Genomic DNA, 25,782 nt, shown 5'->3' on the forward strand with positions numbered 1-25,782 from the left:
AGTGGTGGCTCCTGCCGCGTCGACGCGCCCCTGCCCGACGGCGGACGCGCGCGGATCACGAGGTGATCCGGGGACCGTCGTCCCTTGGCTGCGGGCGACCCCTCATTCTATCGCAGGAGTACGCTTCGCACCGCCTATCCGGCCGTCTGACGCCTTTTCGCGCCGGGGGTGACCTGATTCGCCTCCCTAGCCGTAGGTATCGCGCGGGCCCCGCCCTGGGATCGACCTGGGACCCTTTTTCCAGGACGGGGCGTTCGGCCCCTGAAAGCGGATCGACCGGATGCCCGCGTCGGGGAAGCGCTCCGCGATGCGCGTCGTGATCTCCACGCGCATCAGCCGGAGCTGCGTCGCCCACGCCGTGGACTCGCACTCGACAGTGAGGAGGCCGTCCTCGATCCCGACGGGAGAGGAGTGCACGGCGGTCTCCTCGCCGGCGATGGTCGTCCACGCCGCCATGAGCTCGGCCTGCGAGAGCGACGACGTCCAGCCCATCCGCGAGGTGAGCGAGTCCATGACGTTCCCGAGCGAGTCCGGATCCCGGCCGGGCTGGAACGGGGAGCTGCCGGCCTTCTGCTCGCGGCGCTTCCGCGCGGACGGCGAGCGTACGGAGGCGTCCCCGAACACGCGGCGGAAGCGGCGGTAGACCGCGACGGCCTCCGACTCCGGGAGCGGCCCGCCGTCGGCCGCGCGGGGGATCACGCCGGTCCCCCGGTCGCGTCGGTGTCCGCGGGCGCGGATCCGGGTGCGTCGACGATCTCCCCCGCGCGGATGTGCACGGCGTTCGCGGCGAGGTGCGCGGGCACGTCCTCGAACACCGCGGCGGTGATGAGGACCTGCTCGAACCCGGTGACCGCCTCCGCCAGACGGCCGCGCCGCGCCTGGTCGAGCTCGGCGAACACGTCGTCGAGGATCAGGACGGGGTCGCCCGTCTGCGAGTCCCGCCGCAGCAGCTCCGCCGACGCCAGCTTGACCGCCAGCGCGAACGACCACGACTCCCCGTGGCTGGCATAGCCCTTCGCGGGTAACCCGTTGAGGCGGAACAGGACATCGTCTCTATGCGGGCCCACCAGCGTGAGACCCCGCTCGAGCTCCCGCGGGCGCATCCGGGCGATGGCCGAGGTGAACACCGGCACGACGTCCTCCGTCCGCGTGAAGCGGCCGCCGTCGCGCGCCCCGGTCTCGTCGGCGACGTCGTCCTCGCCGGGGTCGTCGGCCAGGATGCTCAGCTCCGGGCGCGCCGACGGGCCGTGGTCGGATCCCGCCACGGCCAGGTACGCCCGTGCCAGCTCGGGCTGGAGCGCCTCGACCAGCGCGCCGCGTGCCGCGATGATCTGCGAGCCGATGGCGACGAGCCGCTCGTCCCAGATGTCGAGCGTGCCGAGCTGGTCGGCCTTCATGCCGCGCGCCCGTGCGGACTTCAGCAGCGTGTTGCGCTGCTTGAGCGCCCGGTCGTAGTCCGACAGCACGCCGGCGAGCCGGGGTGCGCGCAGCACGAGCAGCTGGTCGAGGAGGCGCCGACGGCCGGACGGATCGCCGCGCACGAGCGCGAGGTCCTCCGGCGCGAACAGCACGCTCGAGAAGTACCGCGGGAGCTCCCGCGGCTTCGTCGGCGTGCTGTTGACCTGCGCCCGGTTCGCTCCCGATCGGTTGATCTGCACCTCCACCCGCAGCTCGCGTCCCGCGTGCTGGAGGAGGGCCCGGATCACCGCCGACTCGGCACCCTGCCGGATGAGCGCCTGATCGGTGGAGACGCGGTGCGACCCGAGCGTGCTCAGGAAGCCCAGCGCCTCCACCAGGTTCGTCTTGCCCTGCCCGTTGCTCCCCACGAAGAGGGTCGCACCGGGCTGGAGCTCGACGTCCGCGCGGGTGTAGTTGCGGAAGTCACCCAGGGAGAGGTGACGGACGATCATCCGGTGGTCAGGACTTCTTCTGCACCGAGTGGCCGCCGAACTGGTTGCGCAGCGCCGCGACGGCCTTCATGGCCGGGGAGTCCTCCTGGCGGGAGGAGAAGCGCGCGAAGATCGACGCGCTGATCGCGGGCATCGGGACGGCGTTGTCGAGCGCCTCCTCGATGGTCCAGCGGCCCTCGCCCGAGTCCTGCACGAAGCCCTCGATGTCCTCGAAGCCCGGGTCCTCCTTGAGCGCCTTGACCAGGAGCTCGAGCAGCCAGGAGCGCACGACGGTGCCGCGCTGCCATGCCTCGAACGTGCCCGTGACGTCCTTGATGATGTCCTTGCGCGCCGCGAGGAGCTCGTAGCCCTCGGCGAACGACTGCATCATCGCGTACTCGATGCCGTTGTGGACCATCTTCGCGTAGTGGCCCGCGCCGGAGTCGCCCACGTGGACGAAGCCCTCCTCGCGAGGGCCCTCGGGACGCAGCGCGTCGAAGACGGGCATCGCGCGCTGGACCTGCTCGGCCGGGCCTCCGACCATCAGGCCGTAGCCGTTCTCGAGACCCCACACGCCGCCGGAGACGCCGGCGTCGACGAAGTCGATGCCCTGCTCCTTGAGGAGGCCGGCGTGGGCGAAGTCGTCGGTGAACTTGGAGTTGCCGCCGTCGATGACCAGGTCGCCGGGCTCGAGGATCCGGGCGAGGTCGCCGACCACGTTCTGCGTGACCTTGCCGGCCGGCACCATGACCCAGACCAGGCGCGGAGCGGGAAGCGCGTCCGCGAGCTCCTGGAGCGTGGCCACGTCCGAGACGTCCGGGTTGGTGTCGTACCCGGTCACCTTGATGCCGTTCTTCTCGAGGCGCGCGCGCATGCGAGCGCCCATCTTGCCGAGTCCGACGAGTCCGATGTGCATGTTCTCTCCTTGGTCGCGGTCTAGCGCAGCAGCAGGTTGGGCTGCAGCAGGTACCGGTAGTTGTCTGCCCCAGCCTGGTCCTTGGACGACTGACTCGTGATCAGCACGGGACCGGGCTTGTTCGGGTTGTCCGTCTTCGTGAACGAGAGGCGGACGAACTCGGAGTGGACGGCGCCGAGGCCGTCCAGCAGGAACTGCGGCTTGAGCGAGACCACGGTGTCCACGCCGGTGAGGAGGGCGTCGATGCTCTCCGATGCCTGCGCGTGCTCGGAGCCGATGGCCTCCAGGGTGAGGCCGTCGATGGTGAAGGTGAAGCGGAGCGCCGCCTCGCGCTCGAGGACGAGCTGGACGCGTCGCGTCGCCTCGATGAGGTCGGCGGTGTTGATGACGGCGTAGTTGTCGACCGTCTCGGGGAACAGGCGCTTGACCGGCGGGAAGTTGCCGCGGATCAGCAGCGACGTGACGGTCTTCCTGTCGGCGCTGAACGCGATGAGCTGGCGGTCGTCCGTGTCCGTGATGGCCACGGAGATGGTGCCGCTGTGGCCGAAGGTCTTGCCGATCTCCTGCAGCGTCCGGGCCGGGACGAGCGCGGTGCGGCTGGTGCCGTCCGTGGTCGAGTCGCCTCCGTCCCAGTCGATCTCGCGCACCGCCACGCGGTAGCGGTCGGTGGCGATGAGGCCGAGGCTCGTCTCCCCCACCTCGAGCTGCACGCCGGTGATCACCGGGGTCACGTCGTCGCGGGAGGCGGCGACGGCGACCTGGGACACGGCGGCCGCGAACTGCTCCGCCGGCAGGAGCCCCGACTGCTCGGAGATCTGCGGCAGCGTCGGGTACTCCTCGACGGGCATGCTCAGCAGCGTGAAGTGCGCGGATCCGCACGAGACGGTGATCTTCGACTCGTCGGTGGTGAAGCGCACAGGGGCGTTCGGGAGGCGGTTCGCGATGTCGGCGAGCAGTCGGCCGGAGACGAGCACACGACCGGCTTCCTCGATGTCCGCCTGGATCTGCGTGCGCGCCGACACCTCGTAGTCGAACGACGACAGCGTCAGCCCGTCCTCGGTCGCCTCGATCAGCACACCGCTCAGGATCGGGAGGGTCGTGCGCTGCGGCAGGAGCTTGACGGCGAAGGACACCGCCTCGCTGAAGACGTCCCTGTTGACTTGGAACTTCACGTTGTGGACCCCTCGATGAGCGGAAGATTTGTCGGTCAATGCTAGCCGTGCCGACGAGGGGGCCAGCGCCCCGAGGTCCATCCACACCCTGAGGTTCTTGGGCGACATCCAATGAAGGGTTTAAGGATCAATAGTCTTAACCGCTGTGGAATCTGTGGACAACTCCCGGAGACCCCGCGGTTGAGAGGGAACTACACGTCTGGAAGTTGTGGGACGGGTGTGGAGCCGCCTGGGGACTCGGCGGATCGTCGCCGCGACGCGATCGCCGGTTCCACAGGCCGGTCGGTCGAACCCACATCGCGGACGGCGGTTCTCCACAGTTATCCACACCCTGTACACACTGTGGGGAACGGCTCTTCGACCGCATCGAGAGGTCGGGAACACGTCGATCGGTCCGAGGAAGGCGTCCCTGCTTCCCTCGACGGAGCTCGTTCACGCCGTCGGGAGACGGACGAAGGCGCTGGACAGTCCGCTGAAGAGCGCGCGAAGAAGGGGCCGGACCTCACGGTCCGACCCCTCGTACGCGCTCGTCAAGCCGCCACCTCGACGCGGAGGCGGCGGCACGGCGTCACATCTTGCCGTAGCGGTGGTTCTGCTTGATGCGGCTCGTCAGCTCGGTGACCTGGTTGTAGATGGACCGCCGCTCCTTCATGAGCTCGGTGATCTTCTTGTTCGCGTACATGACCGTGGTGTGGTCGCGGTTGCCGAACAGCTGGCCGATCTTGGGCAGCGACAGGTTCGTGAGCTCGCGACACAGGTACATGGCGATCTGGCGGGCGGTGGCCACGGCCTGCGAGCGGGACGATCCGTACAGGTCGTCGACCGTGAGCTTGAAGTAGGCCGCGGTGTGGTTGATGATGTCGACCGGCGCGATGACGTTGTCCTCGTCCAGCGTGATCAGGTCCTTGAGCACCGTCTGCACCAGCGACAGGTCGACGGGCGTCTTGTTGAGGCTCGCGAACGCCGTGACCCGGATGAGCGTCCCCTCGAGCTCCCGGATGTTCGAGGTGACCTTGGTGGCCATGTACTCGAGGATGTCGTCCGGGACCTGCAGCTTCTCGCTCTGCGCCTTCTTGCGGAGGATGGCGATGCGGGTCTCCAGGTCCGGCGCCTGCACGTCGGTGATCAGGCCCCACTCGAACCGTGACCGCATCCGGTCCTCGAAGCCGGTCAGGTGCTTCGGCGGCAGGTCGCTGGTGATGACCACCTGCTTGTTGTGGTCGTGCAGCGTGTTGAAGGTGTGGAAGAAGGCCTCCTGGGTGGAGTCCTTGCCCTGGAGGAACTGGATGTCGTCGATCAGCAGGATGTCGTTGTCGCGGTAGCGCGACTGGAACAGCGACGAGCGGTTGTTGGCGATCGAGTTGATGAAGTCGTTGGTGAACTCCTCGGAGCTGACGTACCGCACGCGGATGCCCGGGTAGAGGCTGATGGCGTAGTGGCCGATGGCGTGGAGGAGGTGCGTCTTGCCGAGACCCGAGTCGCCGTAGATGAAGAGCGGGTTGTACGCCTTGGCCGGGGCCTCGGCGACAGCGACCGCGGCGGCGTGGGCGAACCGGTTGGATCCGCCGATGACGAACGTGTCGAAGCCGTACTTCGGGTTGAGCCGCGAGTCGCCTCGAGAGGGAGAGGCGGGCAGACCCGGGTTGTCCGCCGGCGCCGTGATGGTGGGCGTCTCGATGTACGGCTGCTCCGTGGCCGGTTCGGGATGCTGGGCGAAGGCGTCCTGCGCGATCTCCGGGTTGACCACGATCGCGAAGTTGCTCACTCCAGCCGTCTCGTCGAGCGAGCCGATGGCGTTGAGGAGGGGGACGCGGATGCGCTGCTCGAGCATCCCGCGGGTGAGGTCGTTGGGCACCTCGAGGTAGAGGGTGCCGGTCATCACGCCCTTGGGCTCGACCAGGCTGATGAAGCCGTGCAGCTGCGGGGTGATGCGGTCGTCCGCGGTGAGCGCGGCCAGCACGTTCTGCCAGATCGCGTGCGTCGGGTCGGAGCGGTCGGACATGTTTCCCCATCTGCCGTCACGGTGCTCGGATCCGACGGCTCGCGCCGGGCGTGCACGCGATGCTGCGGCCTGCTGTCGACGCTGGACGAGCGTCGCGTCGTGAGTGCGGCGTCCGTCCCCGGAGACTCCGAGGGTGCGGACCATCCGGGACCGCGACCGCGGACAGCATAGTTACTCACAGGGTTATCCACCCTGTGTGCGAACGGGCCGTCTGCACCGCGCGAGCGACCCCGACGCGTCGCGGCCACGCCACACGCTAGCCACTGCCGGGGACCAGGACAAATTGACCCTATCGACGGCGGCATGTCAATACCGGCCATCGGGCTCGTCGTGTGGATAATCGCGCTTCCGCTCCCGGGTTTGACCGGAGGCCCCTCGACCCGTAGATTTAGGCAGTTGACCCAGCCTGTCGAGGCTGCCCCATCTTCCCAGCCGCACTCGTCGGCCCCGTGGACCAACCTGAGTGGAGACTCACCGTGAGCAAGCGCACCTTCCAGCCGAACAACCGCAAGAAGGCCAAGAAGCACGGCTTCCGCCTCCGCATGCGCACCCGTGCCGGCCGTGCCATCCTCGCCGCCCGTCGTGGCAAGGGACGCACCGAGCTCTCCGCGTAGCGCGTGCTCGCTCGGCGGAACCGCGTGACGAGCGGTGCGGATTACCGCACCATCGTGCGCCGGGGACGCCGGGCATCCAGCGGGACCGCGGTCGTCTACGCGACCACCGGGTCCGCGGATGCGCCGACCCGCTTCGGGTTCATCGTGTCCAAGAAGGTCGGCAACGCCGTCACCCGCAACACCGTCCGTCGCCGGCTCAAGGCGGTCACCGCGGGGCTGCTGACGGAGGTCCCCTCAGGATCGTCCGTCGTCATCCGCGTCCTGCCAGGCATGGAGCTGACGGCGTGGGATACCCTGCAGGAGGAGATCGCGTCAGCCGTGATGCGGGCCGTGAGGACGAGATGATGAGGGCACTGACCTCCATCGTCCTAGCGCCTCGGAACGTGGCGATCGCGTTCCTCACCATCTACCGACGCGTCGTCTCCCCTCTGTACGGAGACGTCTGTCGCTACTACCCCTCCTGCTCTGCCTACGGGCTCGAGGCGGTCCAGGAGCACGGGCTCGTCCGCGGCGGCGCTCTCGCGGCGTGGCGCGTGTGCCGGTGCCACCCGTGGGCGGAGGGCGGCATCGACGACGTCCCCGTCCGGCGGGATCAGCACTACCGACGCACGCTGCTCGGATTCGTCGTCGCACCCAGCCACGGAAAGGGCTAACGACTACTCATGGACTTCCTCGGAACGATCCTGTGGCCGATCAAGTGGGTCATCGAACTCATCCTGGTCGGCTTCCACACCCTCTGGACGAGCCTCGGGCTCGACCCGGACAACGGTGCGACCTGGGTGCTGTCCATCGTGGGCCTCGTGCTCGTGGTGCGCGCCGCGCTCATCCCGATCTTCGTGCGCCAGATCAAGAACCAGCGGCGCATGATGGAGGTCGCGCCGCAGCTGAAGAAGATCCAGGACAAGTACAAGGGCAAGCGCGACCAGTTCTCCCGCGAGGCGATGTCCCGCGAGACCATGGCGCTCTACAAGGACACTGGCACCAACCCGCTCAGCAGCTGCCTGCCGCTGCTGCTCCAGATGCCGATCTTCTTCTCGCTCTACTCCGTGCTGCACCGCGCCGCCGTCGAGGAGCTCCCCGGCATCGGCCTGCTCAACGCGCAGCTCTCCCGGTCGTTCGGCGAGTCGTCGTTCCTCGGCGCTCCCCTGCAGTCCGCCATCTCCACGTCCCAGGGCAGCATCCCCGTCATCGTCATCGCGACGACCATGGTCGTCCTGATGAGCGCCTCGCAGTTCATCACGCAGCTCCAGATCATGGCGAAGAACATGTCCGAGGAGACCAAGGCCAGCCCGATGTTCAAGCAGCAGCGCATCCTGCTGTACATCCTCCCGCTGGTCTTCGCGGTGTCCGGCATCGCGTTCCCGCTCGGCGTGATGTTCTACTGGCTCGTCTCGAACTTCTGGACCATGGGGCAGCAGTTCCTGGTGATCCGCAACATGCCGACACCCGGCAGTGAGGCTGCCCGCGCTCGCGAGGCGCGACTGGCTCGGAAGGGCAAGCTCGTGGCTCCCGAGGCCTCCGCGGACGCCGGCACGGTTGTGGTGGAGGAGCGCAAGCCCGTCCAGCGGCAGCAGCCCGTCGGCAAGAACCGCGCCAAGAAGCAGGCGGGATCCAAGAACCGATGAGCGAGCCGATCCCTGCATCCCCCGCGGACCTCGTGGCCGTGACCCCGGCGTCCGAGACGGCCGATGAGCCTCGTGCGGACGCGGACGGCATGCCGGCGAGCGCTGGCGACGAGGGGGACATCGCCGCGGACTACATCGAGGAGCTCCTCGACATCTGCGACCTCGACGGCGACATCGACATCGACCAGCGCGGCGGTCGCGCGTACGTCTCCGTCGACGCCGCGGACTCGCAGGACCTGCGTCTGCTGTCCGATCCGGAGACCGTGACGGCCCTGCAGGAGCTCACACGGCTTGCCGTGCAGAACAAGACCGGCGCGTTCTCGCGCCTGATCCTGGATGTCGGGGGATCGCGGGATGCGCGACAGGCGGAGCTGGGTCGGCTCGTGGATCGTGCCATCGAGCGCATCTCGGCGGGATCCTCTTCGGCTGCGCTTCCTCCCATGTCCTCCTACGAGCGCAAGCTGGTCCACGACATCGTGGCGGAGCGTGGGTACACCTCCGAGTCCGAAGGTGAAGGCCGCGATCGCCACACGGTGATCACCAAGGCGTGATCGTCATCGCCGCTGCCGGAGAGGGGCAGGATCCACGGAATCCTGCCCCTCTTGCGCGCTCCGGGTCTGCGTGCTGACACGCACGTGTCACCAAAAGGTCGCGAATGTGTGGCAGCAGCTACCCCGCAGCGCGAGCCGCGGAATCGCGTGTTTCACGTGAAACGTTCCGTAGAGGACCGCATCGTGACCAGCTCCGTCGCACTCTACGAGGCGGTGTGACCCTGACCCGTAGGTAGTGCACCAATCCACCGCCAACGATGGGCATCCTTCGCAGGCTCAGCCTGGGGCATGCATCCACCAGCACCGCGACTGCCCAGCGTGGGCGCCACGTGTGCTGTTTGCCGCCGAACTCAGCTGCTGTAGCCACCCACAGTGGGCCGACGTTTCACGTGAAACACCGATACCCGTGCTCCGCGCGGATGCCCCGGACCCATCAGCTAAACTCGACGCACGACGACGACTGCCGCTGAGTTCGTGTTTCCAGCAGCAATCGGAGCGTCGAGGCCGTGAATCACATGAGGGACGAGAACCGAGGTCAGGATGAATGACGAACTGACCATCGAGGCGGAGCCGGCCGCCGCGGCCCAGCTCTTCGGCGACCAGATAGGTACCGCCCGTCTCTTCGCCGACGACCTGGGGAAACGGGGCGAGGAGCTCGGGCTCATCGGTCCGCTGGAACCGGCTCGCTTGTGGAGTCGCCACATCCTCAATTCGGTACTGGTGGCACCCCTGCTGCGACCCGGACTCGTCGGGGACGTCGGCACTGGTGCTGGGCTTCCTGGTCTCGTGTTGGCCATCGCGCGTCCCGACGTCGACTTCGTCCTGATCGAGCCCATGGAGCGCCGTGTGGCGTGGCTCGAAGAACAGGTCGGTCTCCTCGGACTGCCCAACGTACGCGTGGACCGTGCCCGCGCGGAAGAGGTCGCGACGAAATACGTCCTCGATCAGGTGACCGCTCGGGCGGTGAGCGCCTTCGCCAAGCTGATTCCGCTGACTGTGCCGATGGTCCGAACCGGCGGCGAATTGGTCTTGATGAAGGGCGCCAATGCCGAGCGGGAAGTGGAGGCGGCGAGCAAGGCGATCCGGAAGTACCATCTCGAGGACGTGGAGGTCATCACGCTGGGCAAAGGTGTGGTGACGGAGACGACCCGCGTCATCCGCGCCCGCGTGGAGTGACTTTCCCGGTCTTTTATGCTGACCAGCGCGAGATTCACCGTTGCGCGGCAGATGTTTCACGTGAAACGCACCACGCTCTGACGCACATGTCACCGCTCATCCACCACCGATGCGAAGGATCCCCATGGACGACGACCTGAGTCCCATCATGCGGGAGCTCTCGGAGACCAATCGGCGGCGGAAGGCACTCGCCGGCCAGGTGCTCCCGCGGCCGCAGTCGACCCGGGTGTTCACGATCGCGAATCAGAAGGGCGGTGTCGGCAAGACGACCTCGACGGTCAACCTCGCCGCGGCTCTTGCCAAGTCCGGAGCCAGCACGCTGGTCATCGACCTCGACCCGCAGGGCAACGCATCCACCGCGCTGGGAGTCGACCGGCAGGGGGACATCACGAGCGTGTATGACGTGCTCGTGGACGAGGCCCCCATCGTCGACGCCATCCAGAGCAGCCCCGAGTTCGACACGCTCGCGTGTGTCCCGGCGACGATCCACCTGGCGGGCGCCGAGATCGAACTGGTCGCTCTGCCCCATCGCGAGCGGCGCCTGCGGATCGCCTTGGATGCCTTCCTGGGATCGGCGGAGGGGAGGGGCTACGACTACGTCTTGATCGACTGCCCACCATCCCTGGGGCTGCTCACCATCAACGCGTTCGCTGCGGCGCGTGAGGTGCTCATCCCCATCCAGTGCGAGTACTACGCGTTGGAGGGGCTGAGCCAACTGCTGTCCAACATCCAGCTCATCTCGCAGCACCTCAACCCGGAGCTCGCACTGTCCACGATCCTGCTCACGATGTACGACGGCAGGACGAACCTGGCTCAGCAGGTGGCCGCCGAGGTCCGTGAGCACTTCCCCGAGCAGACGCTGGCCACGCTGATCCCGCGCTCGGTGCGCATCAGCGAGGCCCCGAGCTATGGACAGAGCGTCATCAGCTACGACCCCAATTCGCCCGGCGCGCTCTCCTACCTGGAGGCCGCAGCCGAGATCGCACATCGAGGAGCTTCGAGATAATGGCAACCAAGAGAACCGGCCTAGGGCGCGGCATCGGCGCCCTCATCCCCACGTCCGACGAGCGCAGCCGCCCGGTCGATGTGTTCTTCCCCGACTCGGCTGCAGCGGGGGCTCCGTCCGGGGTCGCCAAGGGCAGCCGCGACGCAGACGCATCCCGCGAGCCGGAGCTCGTCGCCGTCCCCGGCGCACGACTCGCGAACCTGGATCCCGCAGACATCACGCCGAATGCCCAGCAGCCGCGGACGGACTTCCGTCCGGACGAGTTGCAGGAGCTGGTGGTCTCCATCCGCGAATACGGCGTCTTGCAGCCGATCGTGGTTCGTCCCCTCGGTGTGGACGGCACAGGACGTGCGCGCTACGAGCTCGTGATGGGGGAGCGACGTCTCCGTGCCACCAAGGAGCTCGGGCTCGACACGATCCCGGCGGTCATCAAGGACACGGCCGACGAGTCGATGCTGCGCGACGCGCTCCTCGAGAACCTGCACCGGTCGGAGCTCAATCCCCTTGAAGAGGCCAGCGCCTACCAGCAGCTGCTGGCGGACTTCGCCATCACCCAGGACGAGCTCGCGACGCGGCTGGGACGATCGCGGCCGCAGATCACCAACACCATCCGGCTGCTCCGTCTGCCCGAAGACGTGCAGCACCGCGTCGCCGCGGGCGTGCTCTCCGCCGGGCATGCCCGTGCGATCCTCTCGTCGGGCGATGACGACGCGATGCGACTGCTGGCCGACAAGATCGTCAACGAGGACCTCTCCGTGCGGGCCGCCGAGGCGGCGGCGCAGCGTGGGCAGAAGACGACGAAGCCGCGCAGGTCGACGGCGTCCGCGCGCACGGCGCACCTCGACGACACGGCTCAGCGCATCGGGGATCACCTCAACACGAGCGTCCGGGTCACGATGTCGGCCCAGAAGGGGCAGATCGTCATCGACTTCGCGACCGTCGGTGATCTCGCCCGCATCGCGGACGAGATGGGTGTCCCTGCCGAGTCCACGGAGGCGTGAGTCGGGCTCCGGCCGCGTGAGGCGCGTGCGCTCCGAGGGCGACCAGAGGAGGGCCGACGCAGCCAGCGTGGGCTCTCGCCCCCTGTGATGCGTCAGCGGCCGGCGACGACCTCGGCGAGTCGACGGTAGAGGGATCCGACCTCGATGCCCGCAGCGGTGAGACCCTGGGGCAGCAGCGACGTCTCCGTGAGGCCGGGGATGACGTTGACCTCGAGGAACCACGGAGTGCCCGCCGCGTCCACGATGAGATCCACCCGGGACATCTGGCCGATGCCCAGGGCGCGGTGGATGCGCACCGCTGCGTCGGCCACCGCGCCGCTCGCGGCGTCGGCCAGCCGCGCCGGGGTGTAGAAGCGGGTGAGGCCCGCGTTGTACCGCGCCTCGTAGCCGTACACGCCGGACGTGGGCACGATCTCGGTGGCGGGGAGCGCCTCCGGTCCGGCGCCGGTGTCGAGGACGCCGATGGCGATCTCCGTGCCGTCCACGAACTGCTCGATCACGGCGACGTCGCCGTACGTGTACGCGTCGACCATTGCGCGGGGGAGGGCATCCGCGTCGCGCACGATCGTGACGCCCTGGGCGGATCCGCCCCGCGCCGGCTTCACCGCGTACGGTGCCGGCATCGACTCGCCCACCAGGCGCAGGACCGCGGCGGCGCCCAGCTCGCGGAAGGTGTCCTTCGGGAGCGTGACCGAACGCGGGGTGCGGATCCCGGCGGCCTCCGCCATGGCCTTCGCGGTCGGCTTGTCCCACGCGAGGCGCGCCGCCCGAGCGGAGGATCCGACGTACGGCACGCCGGCCAGCTCCAGGAGCCCGAGAAGGGCGCCGTCCTCGCCGCTGGCACCGTGCAGGACCGGCCAGACGACCGCGGGAGGAGTGTCGCGGAGGAAGTCGAGCAGGGTCGCGTCCGGATCGCGCAGCGTGGCCTGCACGCCCGCGCTCCGCAGCGCATCCGCCACGCGACGGCCGCTGCGGAGGGAGACGTCTCGCTCGTGGGAGATCCCGCCGGCCAGGACGACGACGGAGAGGGGCTCGTGTGCGGTCATGATGCTCGATCCAGTCGTGTTCGGAGTCCGAGGAGGTGCAGGGGAGCGGGTCAGTCCAGGTCCGGCGGCGGCGCTGAGACGCTCGTCGTTGTGCGCGAGGACAGCGCGCCCGTGCCCGAGAAGGTCGTGAGCAGGTCGAGCTCATCGTCGATCACGCCCGCCATGCGCCGGATGCCCTCGCGGATCCGCTCCGGCGTGGGGTAGCAGAACGACAACCGGATGGCGTCGCGACCGCGGCCGTCGGCGTAGAAGGCCGTGCCGGGCGTGTACGCGACGAGCGCGGTGACGGCGCGGGGCAGCATCTGCTTCGAGTCGAGCTGCTCCGGGAGCTTCAGCCAGACGTAGAAGCCGCCGTTCGGGACGGTCCAGCTGAGGCTCGGGAGGTGCTCCTGCAGCGCGGACAGCGTCGCGTCGCGCCGCTCGCGGTACACGTCGCGGAAGGTGTCGATCTGGCCCTTCCAGTCGGACGCGTGCAGGTACTCCGAGATGATGAGCTGGCTGAAGGAGCTGGGGGAGAGGACGGCGGACTCCTGCGCGAGGATCAGCTTCTCTCGGATGGCGTGCGGCGCGAGCGCCCAGCCGACGCGGAACCCGGGGGCGAGCGTCTTGGAGAACGAGCCGAGGTAGATGACGCCCTCGTCGTCGAGGCTGCGCAGGGCGTCGGGAGCCGGACGGTCGAACCAGAGGAGGCCGTAGGGGTTGTCCTCCAGCACGAGGATGTCGTTCGACCGGCAGATCTCGAGGATCTCCGGGCGGCGTGCGGCCGACATCGTGACGCCGGCGGGGTTGTGGAAGTTGGGGACCGTGTAGAGGAACTTGATGGTGCGGCCCTCGCCGCGGATCCGCGTGATCGCCTCGCGGAGCGCCTCGGGGACGAGCCCGTCGTCGTCCATGACCACGTGCTCGACGACCGCCTGGTAGCTGCGGAAGACGCCGATCGCGCCGACGTAGCTGGGGGCCTCGGCGAGGATCACGTCCCCCGGGTCGATGAAGAGCTTGGTGACGAGGTCGAGCGCCTGCTGCGAGCCCGTGGTGGTGACGATGTCGTCGACGCTGCCGCGGATGCCCTCGAGCGCCATGATCTCGAGGATGTCCTCGCGGAGCTCCGGCGTGCCCTGGCCACCGCCGTACTGGAGGGCGACCGGGCCCCGCTCGCGCATGACCTTCTCCATCGCCGTGACGATGAGCTCCTGCGGGAGGGCGGAGACGAACGGCATGCCACCGGCGAGCGAGACGACCTCAGGTCGGGAGGCCACGGCGAAGAGGGCGCGCACCTCGGAGGCGCTGAGTCCCGAGGTCCTCTCCGCGTAGTGGGGGAACCAGGGGTCGAGGTTGGTGCCCGCGGGATCGCGGGGGCTGCCTGCAGAAGTCACGTCACGTCTCTCACTGTCCGATTGCCGATCAGCCTAACGGGCGGTCGCGGAGGGGAGGCTCGGCCTGGCCGGGCACGGTCCACGACGCCGGGACGACGGAGGGCCCGGCACCTGTCCGGTGCCGGGCCCTCCGAGCGGGGAGTCGCGATCCTGCGGGAACGCGACGCGGGATCACTTGAGGAAGTCGGCGAACTCCTGCTCGAGGGCGGGCTTCGGCTTGGCGCCGATGACCGTCTTGACGACCTCGCCGGCCTGGAAGACCTTCATGGCGGGGATCGACGTGATCTTGTACTTCATGGCGACCTCGGGGTTGTCGTCCACGTCGATCTTCACGAGCTCGATGCCGGGGTTCTCGGCGGCGATCTGGTCGAGGATCGGGGAGACGGCCTTGCACGGGCCGCACCAGGGGGCCCAGAAGTCGACGATGACGGTCTTCTCGGCATCGAGGACGTCGGCCTGGAAGCTGGCGTCGGTGACGTCGCGTGCGTGGGACATGTGTGCTCCTTCGTGCGGTTCGTGCGGATCCGGGCGTCTCCCGGATCCCGAGGCGGGGACGGGGCCTACGGCCCCGGGACTACGCGTGCTCGGCGCCGACGAGCTCGCCGTCGGGATCCACCGCGCTGCCGGCTGCGGGGGCGCCGTGGCCGGCGGCTCCGTCCGGGCCGTCGGACGCCGCGTCGAGCAGCGCGTCGGGCAGGGACGCGAGGAAGTGCTCCGCGTCGAGCGCGGCGATGGTGCCGGAGGCGGCGGCCGTGATGGCCTGGCGGTAGGTGGGGTCGATGACGTCGCCGGCGGCGAAGACGCCCGGCAGGTTCGTGCGGGAGGAGCGGCCGTCGACGGCGATGGTGCCCTCGGTGGTGAGCTCGAGCTGCTGGTGGAAGAGGTGCGTGCGTGGGTCGTTGCCGATCGCGATGAAGAGGCCGTCGAGCGCCAGAGGGCGCTGCTCGCCGGTGACCGTGTCCTCGAGGACCACGCCGTCGACCTTCTCGTCGCCCGTGATGTCGACCACCTGCGCGTTCCAGACGAACTCGATCTTCGGGTTCTCGAACGCCCGCTCCTGCATGATCTTCGAGGCGCGGAGCGAGTCCTTGCGGTGGATGACATAGACCTTCTCCGCGAAGCGCGTGAGGAAGGTGGCCTCCTCCATGGCGCTGTCTCCGCCGCCGACGACCGCGATGGTCTTCTGGCGGAAGAAGAACCCGTCGCAGGTGGCGCACCAGGAGACGCCGTGGCCGCTCAGGCGGTCCTCGGCGGGGAGGCCGAGCTTGCGGTACGCGGATCCGGTGGCGGCGATGATCGCGAGGCCCTCGTGCACGTCGCCGTTGCCGAGGGTGACGCGCTTGACGTCCCCCTCCAGCTCCACGGAGGTGACGTCGTCGAGGACGACCTCGGTGCCGAAGCGCTCGGCCTGCGCCTGCATCGCCATCATGAGGTCGGGGCCCTGGATGCCCTCGGGGAAGCCCGGGTAGTTCTCGACCTCGGTCGTGTTCATCAGCTCGCCGCCGGCCTCGACCGAGCTCGCGATGAGGAGGGGGGTGAGGTTGGCGCGCGCGGCGTAGATGGCGGCCGTGTACCCGGCCGGTCCCGAACCGATGATGATGATCTGACGCACGACGGCCTCTCCTCCACTGCTCGGCGGGGCACCGTCCCGGCGCCCGCTCACCTCTGCAACAGACCCACGGTAGCGGCTATTCCTCCGCCTCCCCCGGGCGGACAGGCCGGCCGTGGAGGAGCCGTGGCGCATGCGGCGGGCGGGGCGGATGACGGGTCAGCGGCGACGGATGCGGCGCATCACGGGCCCCGCGAGCTGCTGCAGCTCCGACGAGCGCATGGCGGCCAGGGCCGCGAGGTAGACGGCCGTCATGACCGCGGCGAGCGGGATGCCCACGAGGAGCGCCTGGCCCTTCGACGCGACGCCCACGCCGGCGAACGCGCCGCCGGAGACGAGCACGAGGAGGCCGAGACCGACGAGCGCGGTCGGAACGGCCGCGACGACGAAGCGGACGGTGCTGCGGAGGATCCGCCGCCCGTCGATGCGCCCGATGCGGCGCCGGAGGAGCACGGCCGCGAGCACCGCCTGCCCGGTGACGGTGACGGTCTGCAGCACCGCGAGGCCCACGCCGATCAGCTCCACCGGCTGCTGCGCGATGACGAGCGCGCCGGCGATGAACACGACGACCTGGACGCTCTGGATCACGAACGGCGTCCGCGTGTCCGACAGGGCGTAGAAGGCACGCTGCAGCACGAAGAGGGTGCTGAACGCGGGCAGCCCCAGGATGAAGGCGATGAGCACCATCCCGTAGCCGCGGACCTCGCCGATGTCGCCCGAGACCATCACGCGTGCGACCGGACCGGCGAGGACCGCGATGAGCGCGGTCGACAGGACGGTCATCAGCGCGACGGTGCGGATCGCGGAGGAGAGGTCGAGACGCATGCTGTCGTGGTCCCCCTCGCCCGCGTGGGTGCTCATACGCGTGAAGTAGGCGGTGGCGATGGAGACCGCGAAGATCGAGTGCGGGAGCATGAAGAACAGCCACGCGTTGAGCAGGATCGTGCTCGACGGGCTGTCCGAGGTGGCCGCGATGTTGGCCACGTTCGACTGCGCGACGCCGGCGAGCTGCGTCACGACGAGCATGCCGAAGGTCCAGCCCGCGAGCCGTCCGGCGGTGCCGAGGCCCACGCCGCGCCAGGCGAAGTCGAAGCGGAAGCGGAGGCCCACGCGGCGCCAGAAGACGAAGAGGATGAGCGCCTGCGCGACGACGCCCAGGGTCGCGGATCCGGCCAGCACGAGGATCTTGTCGAGGCTCCAGTCGTCCACCGGGCGGCTGCCGGATCCGAACATCGCCTGGAAGAGGAGCAGCCCGGCGATGGCGACGACGTTGTTGAGGACCGGCGCCCAGGTGAAGGGCCCGAAGGACCCGCGGGCGTTGAGGACCTCCCCGAGCACCGCGTAGAGGCCGTAGAAGAAGATCTGCGGGAGGCACCAGTAGGCGAACGCGACCACGAGGGCGAACACGTCGGGCGGCAGCGTGGCCGCGTAGATGCCGGAGACGACCGGGGCGCCCACGGTGGCGAGGACCGTGACGCCGCCGAGCACGACGATCGCGATGGTCACCAGCTTGTTGATGTAGCCGGCGCCGCCGTCCGCGTGCTTGGCGGCGCGCACGACCTGCGGCACGAGGACGGCGTTGAGGACGCCGCCGGCGATGATCACGTAGATGTTGTTCGGCAGCTGGTTCGCGTTGGAGAAGGCGTTGGAACTGCCGAGGGTCGCGCCGATGGTCTGCAGCAGCACGATCGCCTTGATGAAGCCGAGGATGCGGGAGACGAACGTGCCCGACGCGAGCAGGGCCGACGCGCGGCCGATGCCGCCGCCCCGGGAGGTGGGCGCGGTCACGGGGTGGCCCCGGCGGCGGTCGACGCGGTCCGGTCAGTCATCGGTCTCCTCGGGCAGGCCGGCGAGCTGCCGGGCTCGGGCGCGGCGGCGCTTGCGGATGCTGCGATAGAGGCCGAAGCCGAACAGGAGGGCCACGGCGGCGACGAAGAGCGTCGTCACCACGGCCTCGAACCCGGCGCGGATGAAGAGCTCCACGGGTGCGCTGTCGCCGACCTGCACGCTGCCGTCCTCGGTGGTGAGGCGGGCGGTGACCACGACGTCGCCGTTGGAGATGGAGGTGATGGGCGGCCGGGCGGAGGCGCTGCCGTGCGCGGGGACCGTGACGACCGCGGAGTCGTCCACGCGGATCCGGCCGCTGCCCGCGGTGATGGAGAGGCGCACGGTGACGGGCTGGTCGAGGGCGTTGCTGACGTTGATGAGCAGGCTCGTCGTGTCGCTGATGACGGTGTTCTGCCGCGTGGTGATGGCGACCGAGGACAGCAGCTCGTCGGCCTGGGCCACGTAACCGTCCTGGGTGGTCGCGGCGCCATCCGCGGTCTCGCGCCAGCGCGTCGAGAGGGTGGCGAGGAGGAGCAGGCGCTGCTGGCCGGTGATGAGCTCCGGCCGCTCGACGGCCTTGGCGAACGCGGCGACCTGCGCCTCCAGGGACAGGGAGTCGGCGACGCGACGGACGCGGGCCGCGTCCTCCGGGTGGTCGACGACCTGGACCTCGACGGCCGGGCTGCCGAGAGCCGCGCTGAGGGGTGCCGTGTCGCTGTAGGGCAGCGCGCCGATGGCGTCGAGCAGCTGGCCGAGGCGCCCGTTCGATGCGGCCCAGCCGCGCTCCAGGGCCGCGACGACGACGTGGCCGTCGGCCTCGCGGGCATCGGCGGCGAGGGTGGCCGAGAGCCGGGCGAGCGCGATGCCGAAGCCCTGGTCGGTCTCGGCGGAGAGCGCCTGGTCGACGAGGGCCGAGACGTCCGCGTCCGTGACGAGCACCGTGGTGTCGCCCGCGTTCCCGACGGCGCCCACGCGGGCCGAGCTCGCGGATCGGACGTCGTCGCTCGAGAGGATCGTGGTCGTCGTGCCGCTCGCGGCGAAGACCCCGAGGTCGGACGTGACGGCGGTGCCGGCGAGCGGCCAGGCGAAGCCGGACATGGTGTAGTCCCACGCCGTGAGGTCCGCGAGGCTCGGCACGGGGGACGCGGCGGGAGCGCCCGGCGTGGGGGTGGGCTGGGGGCTGCCGCTCTCCCCGGGGGAGGGCGTCGCGAGACCCGCGGTCGCGGATCCACGACCGGCCCCGGCGGCGGCGGGGCTCGCGGTGGGCGCCGGGGACTCCTCGGGCGTCCGGGTGGGCGAGGGCGACGGGCTCGCTCCGGGAGCGGCGAAGCGGCCCGGGCGCAGCGCGTAGGTGGCGTCCGTCGGGGCGAGGAGGGTGGCGGCCCCGGCCTGCGCCTGCACGGCGACGTCGGCGTCGGCCCACGCGAGGGCGAAGGTCTCGTTGGGGATGGTCTTCAGGCGCTCCAGCCACCCGAGGGCGGACGCGGGCGCGTCGGTGCCGAGGATGCGGATGGAGGCGAGGATGCGCGGATCGATGCCCACCGCGACCGGGCGGCCCACGACGGCATCCAGCTGGCGGGTGAGCGTGCCGGTCGTGCCCGTGTAGGTGGCCAGCGCCTCGGCGTCGATCAGGTCGGATGCGCTGGGCGGCACGGTCAGCGGCATCACCGCGGCGACCGGCGTGGCCGCGGGATCCGTTCCGGGGCTCCAGACGACGGCTCCGCGGCCGGTGCTGACGGTGGTCCCACCGGACGCGAGCACCGCCGTGAGGCCCCGGGGGCCGAACCCGCCGCGGGTGCCCTGCAGGCCCACGGTGGCGGCCGGCACGGTGACGGGCACGTCGACGGTGCCGCCCGCGGCGACCTCCGGCGATCCGGTCCGGCCGATGCGCGGACCCGTGCGCGCGTTCGCCTCGGTGCCCGAGACGTCGAGCCAGCCGTCGATCTTCGTGCGCGTGTCGAGCACGGTGCGGTTGAGGTCGAGGTCGATCTGCCCGGCCGGCACCGCCACGTCCGTCGCGTTGACGACCGTTACCGTGACCTGCAGGTCCTCGCCCGGGCGCAGGATGCCCGCGGCGGCCGGGGTCACCGACAAGGTGACGCCCTCGGTCGCGGCGTGCGCCGGGGTCGCCGGACCGGCGACCGTCCCGGCGGCGAGGGTCCCGGCGGCGACCGTGACGCACACGAGGGTGGAGATCGTGCGTCTGGCGGATCGCCGGATCAGCCGGAGGGCTCTGTCCGTGCGGGTGGGGCCGGCGTCGTGTCGAGGCGCGGCGTGCATCTGGCGATTCTAAAGCGCTGGCCCCGGGCGCCCGTGAGCGCTCGCCGTGGTCTCGGAAGCCCGTCGCGCCGCCGCCGTAGACTGTCCGACCATGCACAGCGTCGCACAGGCCCTCGAGCGTCTCCGCGAGCTGGCCGCATCGCCCCCGGTCGCCGTGCTCGCGCGCGCCTTCCACGAGGCCGGCCACGAGCTCGCCCTCGTCGGCGGACCGGTGCGCGACGCGTTCCTCGGCCGTGCCGCCACCGACCTCGACCTCACCACGGATGCCCGCCCCGACCGCATCCTCGAGATCGTGAAGCCCGTCGCCGACGCCCACTGGGACATCGGACGCGCGTTCGGCACGATCGGGGCGCGCGTGAAGGGGGAGCAGGTCGAGATCACGACCTACCGCACCGACCAGTACGACGGCGTGTCCCGCAAGCCCGAGGTCGAGTTCGGCTCCTCGCTCGAGGAGGACCTCGTGCGCCGCGACTTCACGGTGAACGCGCTCGCCGTGCGCCTGCCGCAGGTCGTGCTGGTGGATCCGTCGGGCGGCATCGACGACCTCCTCGCGCAGGTGCTCCGCACGCCCGTGGCCCCCGAGGTCTCCTTCGGCGACGACCCGCTCCGCATGATGCGCGCCGTCCGCTTCGCCTCCCAGCTCGGCTTCCGGCTCGACGACGCGGCGCTCGCCGCCATCCGCGACATGGCCCCGCGGATCCTCGACATCTCCGTCGAGCGCGTGAGCGACGAGCTCTCCAAGCTGCTCCGCACGCCCGAGCCGCGCGCCGGCCTCGACCTCCTCGTGGAGGGCGGCCTCGCGGAGCACGTGCTGCCGGAGCTGCCGGCGATGAAGCTCGAGGCCGACGAGCACCACCGTCACAAGGACGTCTACCAGCACTCCCTCCAGGTGCTCGACCAGGCCATCGACCACGAGCGCAGCCGCCACGCGGGCGAGGCGCCGGACCTGGTGCTCCGTCTGGCGGCGCTCCTCCACGACATCGGCAAGCCGTCGACGCGGCGGCTGGAGCCGGGCGGGGTCGTCACGTTCCACCACCACGACGTGGTCGGCGCGAAGATGGCGAAGCGCCGCCTGCGCGCGCTCCGCTTCGACAACGACACCATCGCGTCGGTCTCCCGCCTCGTCGAGCTGCACCTCCGCTTCTTCGGCTACACGGAGGGCGGCTGGACCGACTCCGCCGTCCGCCGGTACGTCCGCGACGCCGGCCCCGAGCTCGAGCGCCTGCACATCCTGACCCGCGCCGACGTCACCACGCAGAACCGCCGCAAGGCCGACCGCCTCGGATTCGCCTACGACGACCTCGAGACCCGCATCGCCGAGCTCGCCGAGCAGGAGGAGATGGCGGCCGTGCGGCCGGACCTCGACGGCGAGGCCATCATGCGGATCCTCGACGTGCCGCCCGGCCCGGTCGTCGGCCGCGCGTACCGCTTCCTCCTGGAGCTGCGGCTCGACGAGGGCCCGCTCGACGAGGACGAGGCCACGCGCCGCCTCGTCGCGTGGTGGGCGGCCCAGCAGGGCTGATCCGCCGCTCCCGCATGCCGACGCGGATCCGGCTGGTGCGCCTCCTCCCCATCCGGTAGTCTTGCGAGGTTGTCCGCCCGGCGGCGGGATTCCCCTCCTCCGCGCGGACAGATGCACATACCCTCCTGTCGCAGATCGTCTGCGACCGTTCAAGTCCGAAGGAGGTGGGTTAGTGACGCATCAGTACGAACTCATGGTGATCCTGGATCCCGAGATCGATGAGCGCACCGTCGCTCCCAGTCTCGACAAGTTCCTCAACGTCATCCGCACCAGCGGTGGCACCGTCGACAACGTCGACGTCTGGGGCCGTCGTCGACTGGCGTACGAGATCAACAAGAAGAACGAGGGCATCTACGCCGTCGTCCAGCTCACCGCCACGAGCGAGGCCACGCAGGAGCTCGACCGCCAGCTGGGTCTGTCCGAGGCCGTCATGCGCACCAAGGTGCTGCGTGCCGAGGAGGCCATGGCCATGGTCGCCACCGCTGCGAAGCTCGCCGACGAGAAGGCCGCCCGCAAGGCCGCCGCCACGTCCAAGGCCGCAGACGCCGCGCCCCAGGCGCCCGCCACGGACGCCGCTCCGGCGACGCCCGGCAAGCCGGCGGCGCAGGCCGCTTCCAGCGAGAAGACCGGGGAGTAGTCGATGGCCGGCGAAACCATCATCACGGTCGTGGGCAACCTCACCAGTGATCCGGAGCTGCGATACACGCAGAACGGGCTGGCGGTAGCCAACTTCACCATCGCCTCCACGCCGAGGTCCTTCGACCGCGCGAGCAACGACTGGAAGGACGGCGACGCCCTCTTCCTCCGTGCGAGCGTGTGGCGCGAGTTCGCCGAGCACGTGGCGTCCTCGCTCACCAAGGGCTCGCGTGTCGTCGCGACCGGCCGCCTCAAGCAGCGGTCGTACGAGACGAAGGAGGGCGAGAAGCGCACCTCCATCGAGCTCGAGGTCGACGAGATCGGCCCCTCGCTCCGGTACGCCACGGCGCAGGTCACCCGCGCATCGGGCGGCGGCGGCAACGGCGGAGGCAACTCCGGCGGTGGCGGTCGCGGCCAGTTCGGCGGCGGGCAGCCCCAGCAGCAGGTGGCCGAGGAGCCGTGGGGCACCCCCGCGAGCTCCGGCGGAGGCAACTCCGGCGGCGACGGCGGCTGGTCCAACCCCGGCAACTTCAACGACGAGACGCCCTTCTAGGGCTCGTCGCACTACGTACGAAAGACAGGAAGAATCATGGCTGGAAAGAGCAGCGGCGACCGCCGCAAGCCTCTCCGCGGAGCCAAGGGCGGGAAGAACGCCGCCCCGGCGAAGTCCATCCGCGTCGGCGTCATCGACTACAAGGATGTCGCCACCCTCCGCAAGTTCATCTCCGAGCGGGGAAAGATCCGCGCTCGTCGCATCACCGGTGTCTCGGTGCAGGAGCAGCGCCTCATCGCGCGCGCAGTCAAGAACGCGCGTGAGATGGCACTTCTCCCCTACGCCGGCTCCGGCCGTTAAGGGGTAATGGAATGTCGAAAGTGATCCTCACGACCGAGGTCTCCGGCCTCGGTTCCCCCGGCGACGTCGTCGAGGTCAAGAACGGGTTCTCCCGCAACTACCTCGTCCCCCAGGGCTTCGCGGTCATCTGGAGCCGTGGCGGCGAGAAGCAGATCGAGCAGATCAAGGCCGCGCGTGCCGCTCGCGAGCACGCGACCATCGAGGAGGCGCAGGACCTCAAGAGCCGCCTCGAGGCCAAGGTCGTCAAGCTGACCGTCAAGGCCGGCCAGGGCGGGCGCCTCTTCGGCTCCGTCAAGACGTCCGACATCGCCAAGGCGGTCGAGGAGTCCGGCATCGGCCAGGTCGACAAGCGCAAGATCGAGATCCCCAACGCCATCAAGGCCACGGGGAACCACGAGGCCACGATCCGGCTCCGTGACGACATCGTCGCCACGATCAGCCTGCAGGTCGTCGCCGCGAAGTAACGCAGCACGAGTTCGATGGCGGTGGGCATGATGCCCACCGCCATCGGCGGTTAACCGGCCGGTCAGAGGGCCCTCGATCCCCAGCCCCATCCACAGGCCAAGCCGTAGCAGAAGAACTCTCAAGCCCTGGTGCAGACTACTTTTCCCACATCGGGTGTGGAACTCGCAGAGCCTGTTCAGAAGCAGATTCGGCCCGGATATTCGTCCGAAGTGCACAGGCTTGTCCCCAGGTAGTCCACACGATGCCCGGCGTTTCGCCCACTTTGTCCACACCCCCATCCACAGGCGCATTTGGTGCCGCGGTGCGTCGATCCATATCGTGGGGCAGCGCCCGTCGAACGGGCCGCCACGGGCCCGTCAGGAGCCCGGCCGACACCCTCTCGAGCCGTGTCGGTGGTCCGAGCTAGAACGGTCGTGCGGGCGCATCCGCCCAGCCGACCGAGGGGAGCCGCACGTGTCCATCGCCCATCTGGGTCTCGCCGGCGAACGGGACGAGCGCGACAAGCGCGCCGGCCACGAGCGCACGCCGCCGCACGACCTCCTCGCCGAGCAGAGCGCCATCGGCGGCATGCTCCTCAGCAAGGACGCCGTGGCCGACGCGGTCGAGCAGGTGCGGGCGATCGACTTCTACATCCCCAAGCACGAGATCATCTTCGACGCCATCCTGTCGCTGTACTCCCACGGCGAGCCGACGGACGTCATCGCCGTCACCGACGAGCTCACGAAGCTCGGCGAGCTGAGCCGCGCCGGCGGTGCCGACTACCTGCACACGCTCACGAGCGTCGTGCCCACGGCGGCCAACGCGGGCTTCTACGCGTCCATCGTCGCGGAGAAGGCGGTGCTGCGGCGCCTGGTCGAGGCGGGCACCCGCATCGTGCAGATGGGCTACGCCAGCGAGGGCGAGGTCGTCGACCTCGTGAACAACGCGCAAGCGGAGATCTACGGCGTCACGGGCGGCGTCGAGGCGGAGGACTACGTCCCGCTCACGGACGCGGTCACGGTCGCCATCGACGAGATCGAGGCCGCGAAGGGCAAGGACGGCCAGATGACCGGCGTGCCCACGGGCTTCGCCGACCTCGATGCGCTCACCAACGGCCTGCACCCGGGCCAGCTCATCATCGTCGCCGCGCGCCCCGCGCTCGGCAAGTCCACGCTCGCGCTCGACTTCGCGCGCGCCGCGAGCATCAAGTACGACATGCCCTCCATCTTCTTCAGCCTCGAGATGGGGCGCAGCGAGATCGCGATGCGCCTGCTGTCCGCCGAGGCGTCCGTGCCGCTCCAGAGCATGCGCAAGGGCACCGTGGACGCACGCGACTGGACCACCATCGCGCAGACCCGCGGCCGCATCAACGACGCCCCGCTCTACATCGACGACAGCCCCAACATGACGCTCGTGGAGATCCGGGCGAAGTGCCGGCGGCTCAAGCAGAAGGTCGGGCTCAAGCTCGTCGTCATCGACTACCTGCAGCTCATGACGAGCGGCAAGAAGGTCGAATCGCGACAGCAGGAGGTCTCGGAGTTCTCGCGCGCGTTGAAGCTCATGGCGAAGGAGCTGCAGGTGCCGGTCATCGCGCTGTCGCAGCTGAACCGCGGGCCCGAGCAGCGTGCCGACAAGATGCCGGCCATCTCCGACCTCCGCGAGTCGGGTTCGCTCGAGCAGGACGCCGACATGGTCATCCTGCTGCACCGCGAGAGCGCCTACGAGAAGGACAACCCGCGCGCGGGCGAGGCCGACTTCATCGTGGCCAAGCACCGCAACGGGCCGACGGGCACCATCACGGTCGGCTTCCACGGGCACTTCTCGCGCTTCGCGGACATGCCCGCGGGCGGGTAGCGACGTCAGGCAGCCCGGCTGCAGCAGCAACGGTTGTATCCCTGAGTCACATCTGCGATGTGAGGCCCGCGGGGCTCATGCATCAGGTGTCAGATGTGTGACCTCAACGAACTCGCGCTTGGGTTCGTCCCAACTGCGAGATTGCGTCGAGCGCTGGTCGCATGACGTCGGAGTCAGCAGTCCAGTTGATGCAGATGATTCATGGGGTCGAGGGAAACTCCAATTGGTGCGGTTCCGTGATGGAAAGCGCCGGCCTGTGTCTGCCGGTCACGAGAACGTTAGCTACGAGAGCCACCGGTCTGCCTGGTGGCAGGTCACTGACCAAGAGCCTGAACCGCGCCTCATTGGGCATGAAGATCCACAACTCCTGTCCCTCATCACCAGCA

General features: G+C 69.6%; 24 protein-coding genes and 1 pseudogene. 14 read left to right on the forward strand and 11 right to left on the reverse strand.

The window, feature by feature from the left end:
• Window positions 1–186: 186 nt before the first annotated feature.
• The 5 genes from PED38_RS09160 to dnaA form a co-directional block, all read right to left on the reverse strand.
• Entirely contained in the window at window positions 187–699 is a 513-nt protein-coding gene (locus PED38_RS09160) for a DUF721 domain-containing protein (RefSeq protein WP_063070915.1), read from the reverse strand.
• Window positions 696–1,910 (reverse strand): DNA replication/repair protein RecF, encoded by a 1,215-nt coding sequence (recF, locus tag PED38_RS09165; protein ID WP_063070916.1) that lies wholly within the window; start codon window positions 1,908–1,910, stop codon window positions 696–698. The genes PED38_RS09160 and recF overlap by 4 nt, the downstream gene beginning before the upstream one ends.
• A 7-nt stretch (window positions 1,911–1,917) precedes the next feature.
• Window positions 1,918–2,805 (reverse strand): phosphogluconate dehydrogenase (NAD(+)-dependent, decarboxylating), encoded by an 888-nt coding sequence (gene gnd, locus PED38_RS09170; RefSeq protein WP_270980947.1) that lies wholly within the window; start codon window positions 2,803–2,805, stop codon window positions 1,918–1,920.
• 20 nt (window positions 2,806–2,825) lie between these two features.
• Window positions 2,826–3,977, reverse strand: a complete 1,152-nt coding sequence (gene dnaN / locus PED38_RS09175; RefSeq protein ID WP_063070918.1) for a DNA polymerase III subunit beta — start codon at window positions 3,975–3,977, stop codon at window positions 2,826–2,828.
• Between the two features lie 568 nt (window positions 3,978–4,545).
• The gene (dnaA, locus tag PED38_RS09180; RefSeq protein WP_063070919.1) at window positions 4,546–5,979 is read right to left on the reverse strand and encodes a chromosomal replication initiator protein DnaA; all 1,434 of its coding nucleotides are present in this window, start codon (window positions 5,977–5,979) and stop codon (window positions 4,546–4,548) included.
• Window positions 5,980–6,455: 476 nt separating this feature from the next.
• Here dnaA and rpmH point away from each other — a divergent pair, with 476 nt between their 5' ends.
• The 8 genes from rpmH to PED38_RS09220 all read left to right on the forward strand — a co-directional run bounded on the left by rpmH (window position 6,456) and on the right by PED38_RS09220 (window position 11,952).
• A complete protein-coding gene (gene rpmH, locus PED38_RS09185) occupies window positions 6,456–6,593 on the forward strand; it encodes a 50S ribosomal protein L34 (RefSeq protein ID WP_012039665.1) in 138 nt (45 codons plus the stop codon).
• Window positions 6,594–6,596: 3 nt separating this feature from the next.
• Window positions 6,597–6,938, forward strand: a complete 342-nt coding sequence (gene rnpA, locus PED38_RS09190) for a ribonuclease P protein component (RefSeq protein ID WP_270980948.1) — start codon at window positions 6,597–6,599, stop codon at window positions 6,936–6,938.
• The gene (gene yidD, locus PED38_RS09195; protein WP_063070921.1) at window positions 6,935–7,246 is read left to right on the forward strand and encodes a membrane protein insertion efficiency factor YidD; all 312 of its coding nucleotides are present in this window, start codon (window positions 6,935–6,937) and stop codon (window positions 7,244–7,246) included. The genes rnpA and yidD overlap by 4 nt, the downstream gene beginning before the upstream one ends.
• Before the next feature lie 9 nt (window positions 7,247–7,255).
• Complete coding sequence (gene yidC, locus PED38_RS09200; RefSeq protein ID WP_063070922.1) at window positions 7,256–8,218, forward strand: membrane protein insertase YidC; 963 nt, start codon at window positions 7,256–7,258, stop codon at window positions 8,216–8,218.
• A gap of 89 nt (window positions 8,219–8,307) precedes the next feature.
• Window positions 8,308–8,769 carry a Jag family protein gene (locus PED38_RS09205; protein WP_254654482.1) on the forward strand — a complete coding sequence of 154 codons (462 nt, stop codon included), beginning with the start codon at window positions 8,308–8,310 and terminating at the stop codon, window positions 8,767–8,769.
• A 540-nt stretch (window positions 8,770–9,309) separates the two neighbouring features.
• Window positions 9,310–9,945, forward strand: coding sequence for a 16S rRNA (guanine(527)-N(7))-methyltransferase RsmG (gene rsmG, locus PED38_RS09210; protein ID WP_270980949.1), 636 nt, complete (start codon window positions 9,310–9,312; stop codon window positions 9,943–9,945).
• Between the two features lie 124 nt (window positions 9,946–10,069).
• Window positions 10,070–10,951, forward strand: coding sequence for a ParA family protein (locus tag PED38_RS09215; RefSeq protein WP_270980950.1), 882 nt, complete (start codon window positions 10,070–10,072; stop codon window positions 10,949–10,951).
• Window positions 10,951–11,952 carry a ParB/RepB/Spo0J family partition protein gene (locus PED38_RS09220; protein WP_063070925.1) on the forward strand — a complete coding sequence of 334 codons (1,002 nt, stop codon included), beginning with the start codon at window positions 10,951–10,953 and terminating at the stop codon, window positions 11,950–11,952. Before PED38_RS09215 ends, PED38_RS09220 begins: the two co-directional genes overlap by 1 nt.
• Window positions 11,953–12,044: 92 nt before the next feature.
• Here the strand turns inward: PED38_RS09220 and PED38_RS09225 are convergent, their stop codons facing one another.
• The 6 genes from PED38_RS09225 to PED38_RS09250 all read right to left on the reverse strand — a co-directional run bounded on the left by PED38_RS09225 (window position 12,045) and on the right by PED38_RS09250 (window position 20,087).
• On the reverse strand, window positions 12,045–12,998 hold the full coding sequence (locus PED38_RS09225) for a D-alanine--D-alanine ligase family protein (RefSeq protein ID WP_270980951.1): 954 nt from the start codon (window positions 12,996–12,998) through the stop codon (window positions 12,045–12,047).
• Between the two features lie 50 nt (window positions 12,999–13,048).
• Window positions 13,049–14,371, reverse strand: coding sequence for an aminotransferase-like domain-containing protein (locus PED38_RS09230; protein ID WP_063070927.1), 1,323 nt, complete (start codon window positions 14,369–14,371; stop codon window positions 13,049–13,051).
• Window positions 14,372–14,542: 171 nt separating this feature from the next.
• Window positions 14,543–14,866 carry a thioredoxin gene (gene trxA, locus PED38_RS09235; protein ID WP_063070928.1) on the reverse strand — a complete coding sequence of 108 codons (324 nt, stop codon included), beginning with the start codon at window positions 14,864–14,866 and terminating at the stop codon, window positions 14,543–14,545.
• A gap of 79 nt (window positions 14,867–14,945) precedes the next feature.
• Window positions 14,946–15,983 carry a thioredoxin-disulfide reductase gene (gene trxB, locus PED38_RS09240; protein WP_270980952.1) on the reverse strand — a complete coding sequence of 346 codons (1,038 nt, stop codon included), beginning with the start codon at window positions 15,981–15,983 and terminating at the stop codon, window positions 14,946–14,948.
• Window positions 15,984–16,139: 156 nt separating this feature from the next.
• Window positions 16,140–17,768, reverse strand: coding sequence for a murein biosynthesis integral membrane protein MurJ (murJ, locus tag PED38_RS09245; protein ID WP_063070930.1), 1,629 nt, complete (start codon window positions 17,766–17,768; stop codon window positions 16,140–16,142).
• Between the two features lie 33 nt (window positions 17,769–17,801).
• Window positions 17,802–20,087, reverse strand: coding sequence for a DUF6049 family protein (locus PED38_RS09250; RefSeq protein WP_063070931.1), 2,286 nt, complete (start codon window positions 20,085–20,087; stop codon window positions 17,802–17,804).
• A gap of 91 nt (window positions 20,088–20,178) precedes the next feature.
• Here PED38_RS09250 and PED38_RS09255 point away from each other — a divergent pair, with 91 nt between their 5' ends.
• The 6 genes and pseudogenes from PED38_RS09255 (at window position 20,179) to dnaB (ending at window position 25,396) form a co-directional block, all read left to right on the forward strand.
• Entirely contained in the window at window positions 20,179–21,609 is a 1,431-nt protein-coding gene (locus PED38_RS09255; RefSeq protein ID WP_270980953.1) for a CCA tRNA nucleotidyltransferase, read from the forward strand.
• A gap of 193 nt (window positions 21,610–21,802) precedes the next feature.
• A pseudogene (gene rpsF / locus PED38_RS09260) lies at window positions 21,803–22,147 on the forward strand (30S ribosomal protein S6); the annotation flags it as partial.
• Window positions 22,148–22,249: 102 nt separating this feature from the next.
• Window positions 22,250–22,798 (forward strand): single-stranded DNA-binding protein, encoded by a 549-nt coding sequence (locus PED38_RS09265; RefSeq protein WP_063070934.1) that lies wholly within the window; start codon window positions 22,250–22,252, stop codon window positions 22,796–22,798.
• A 36-nt stretch (window positions 22,799–22,834) separates the two neighbouring features.
• The gene (gene rpsR / locus PED38_RS09270; protein WP_012039648.1) at window positions 22,835–23,098 is read left to right on the forward strand and encodes a 30S ribosomal protein S18; all 264 of its coding nucleotides are present in this window, start codon (window positions 22,835–22,837) and stop codon (window positions 23,096–23,098) included.
• Between the two features lie 11 nt (window positions 23,099–23,109).
• Window positions 23,110–23,562: a 50S ribosomal protein L9 gene (gene rplI / locus PED38_RS09275; protein ID WP_063070935.1), complete on the forward strand. Its 453-nt coding sequence runs from the start codon at window positions 23,110–23,112 to the stop codon at window positions 23,560–23,562.
• Window positions 23,563–24,016: 454 nt separating this feature from the next.
• On the forward strand, window positions 24,017–25,396 hold the full coding sequence (dnaB, locus tag PED38_RS09280) for a replicative DNA helicase (RefSeq protein ID WP_012039646.1): 1,380 nt from the start codon (window positions 24,017–24,019) through the stop codon (window positions 25,394–25,396).
• The last annotated feature ends 386 nt before the right edge of the window (window positions 25,397–25,782 follow it).

It is taken from the genome of Clavibacter sp. CT19 (genome assembly GCF_027858075.1).
GTDB classification, from domain to species: domain Bacteria; phylum Actinomycetota; class Actinomycetes; order Actinomycetales; family Microbacteriaceae; genus Clavibacter; species Clavibacter tessellarius_A.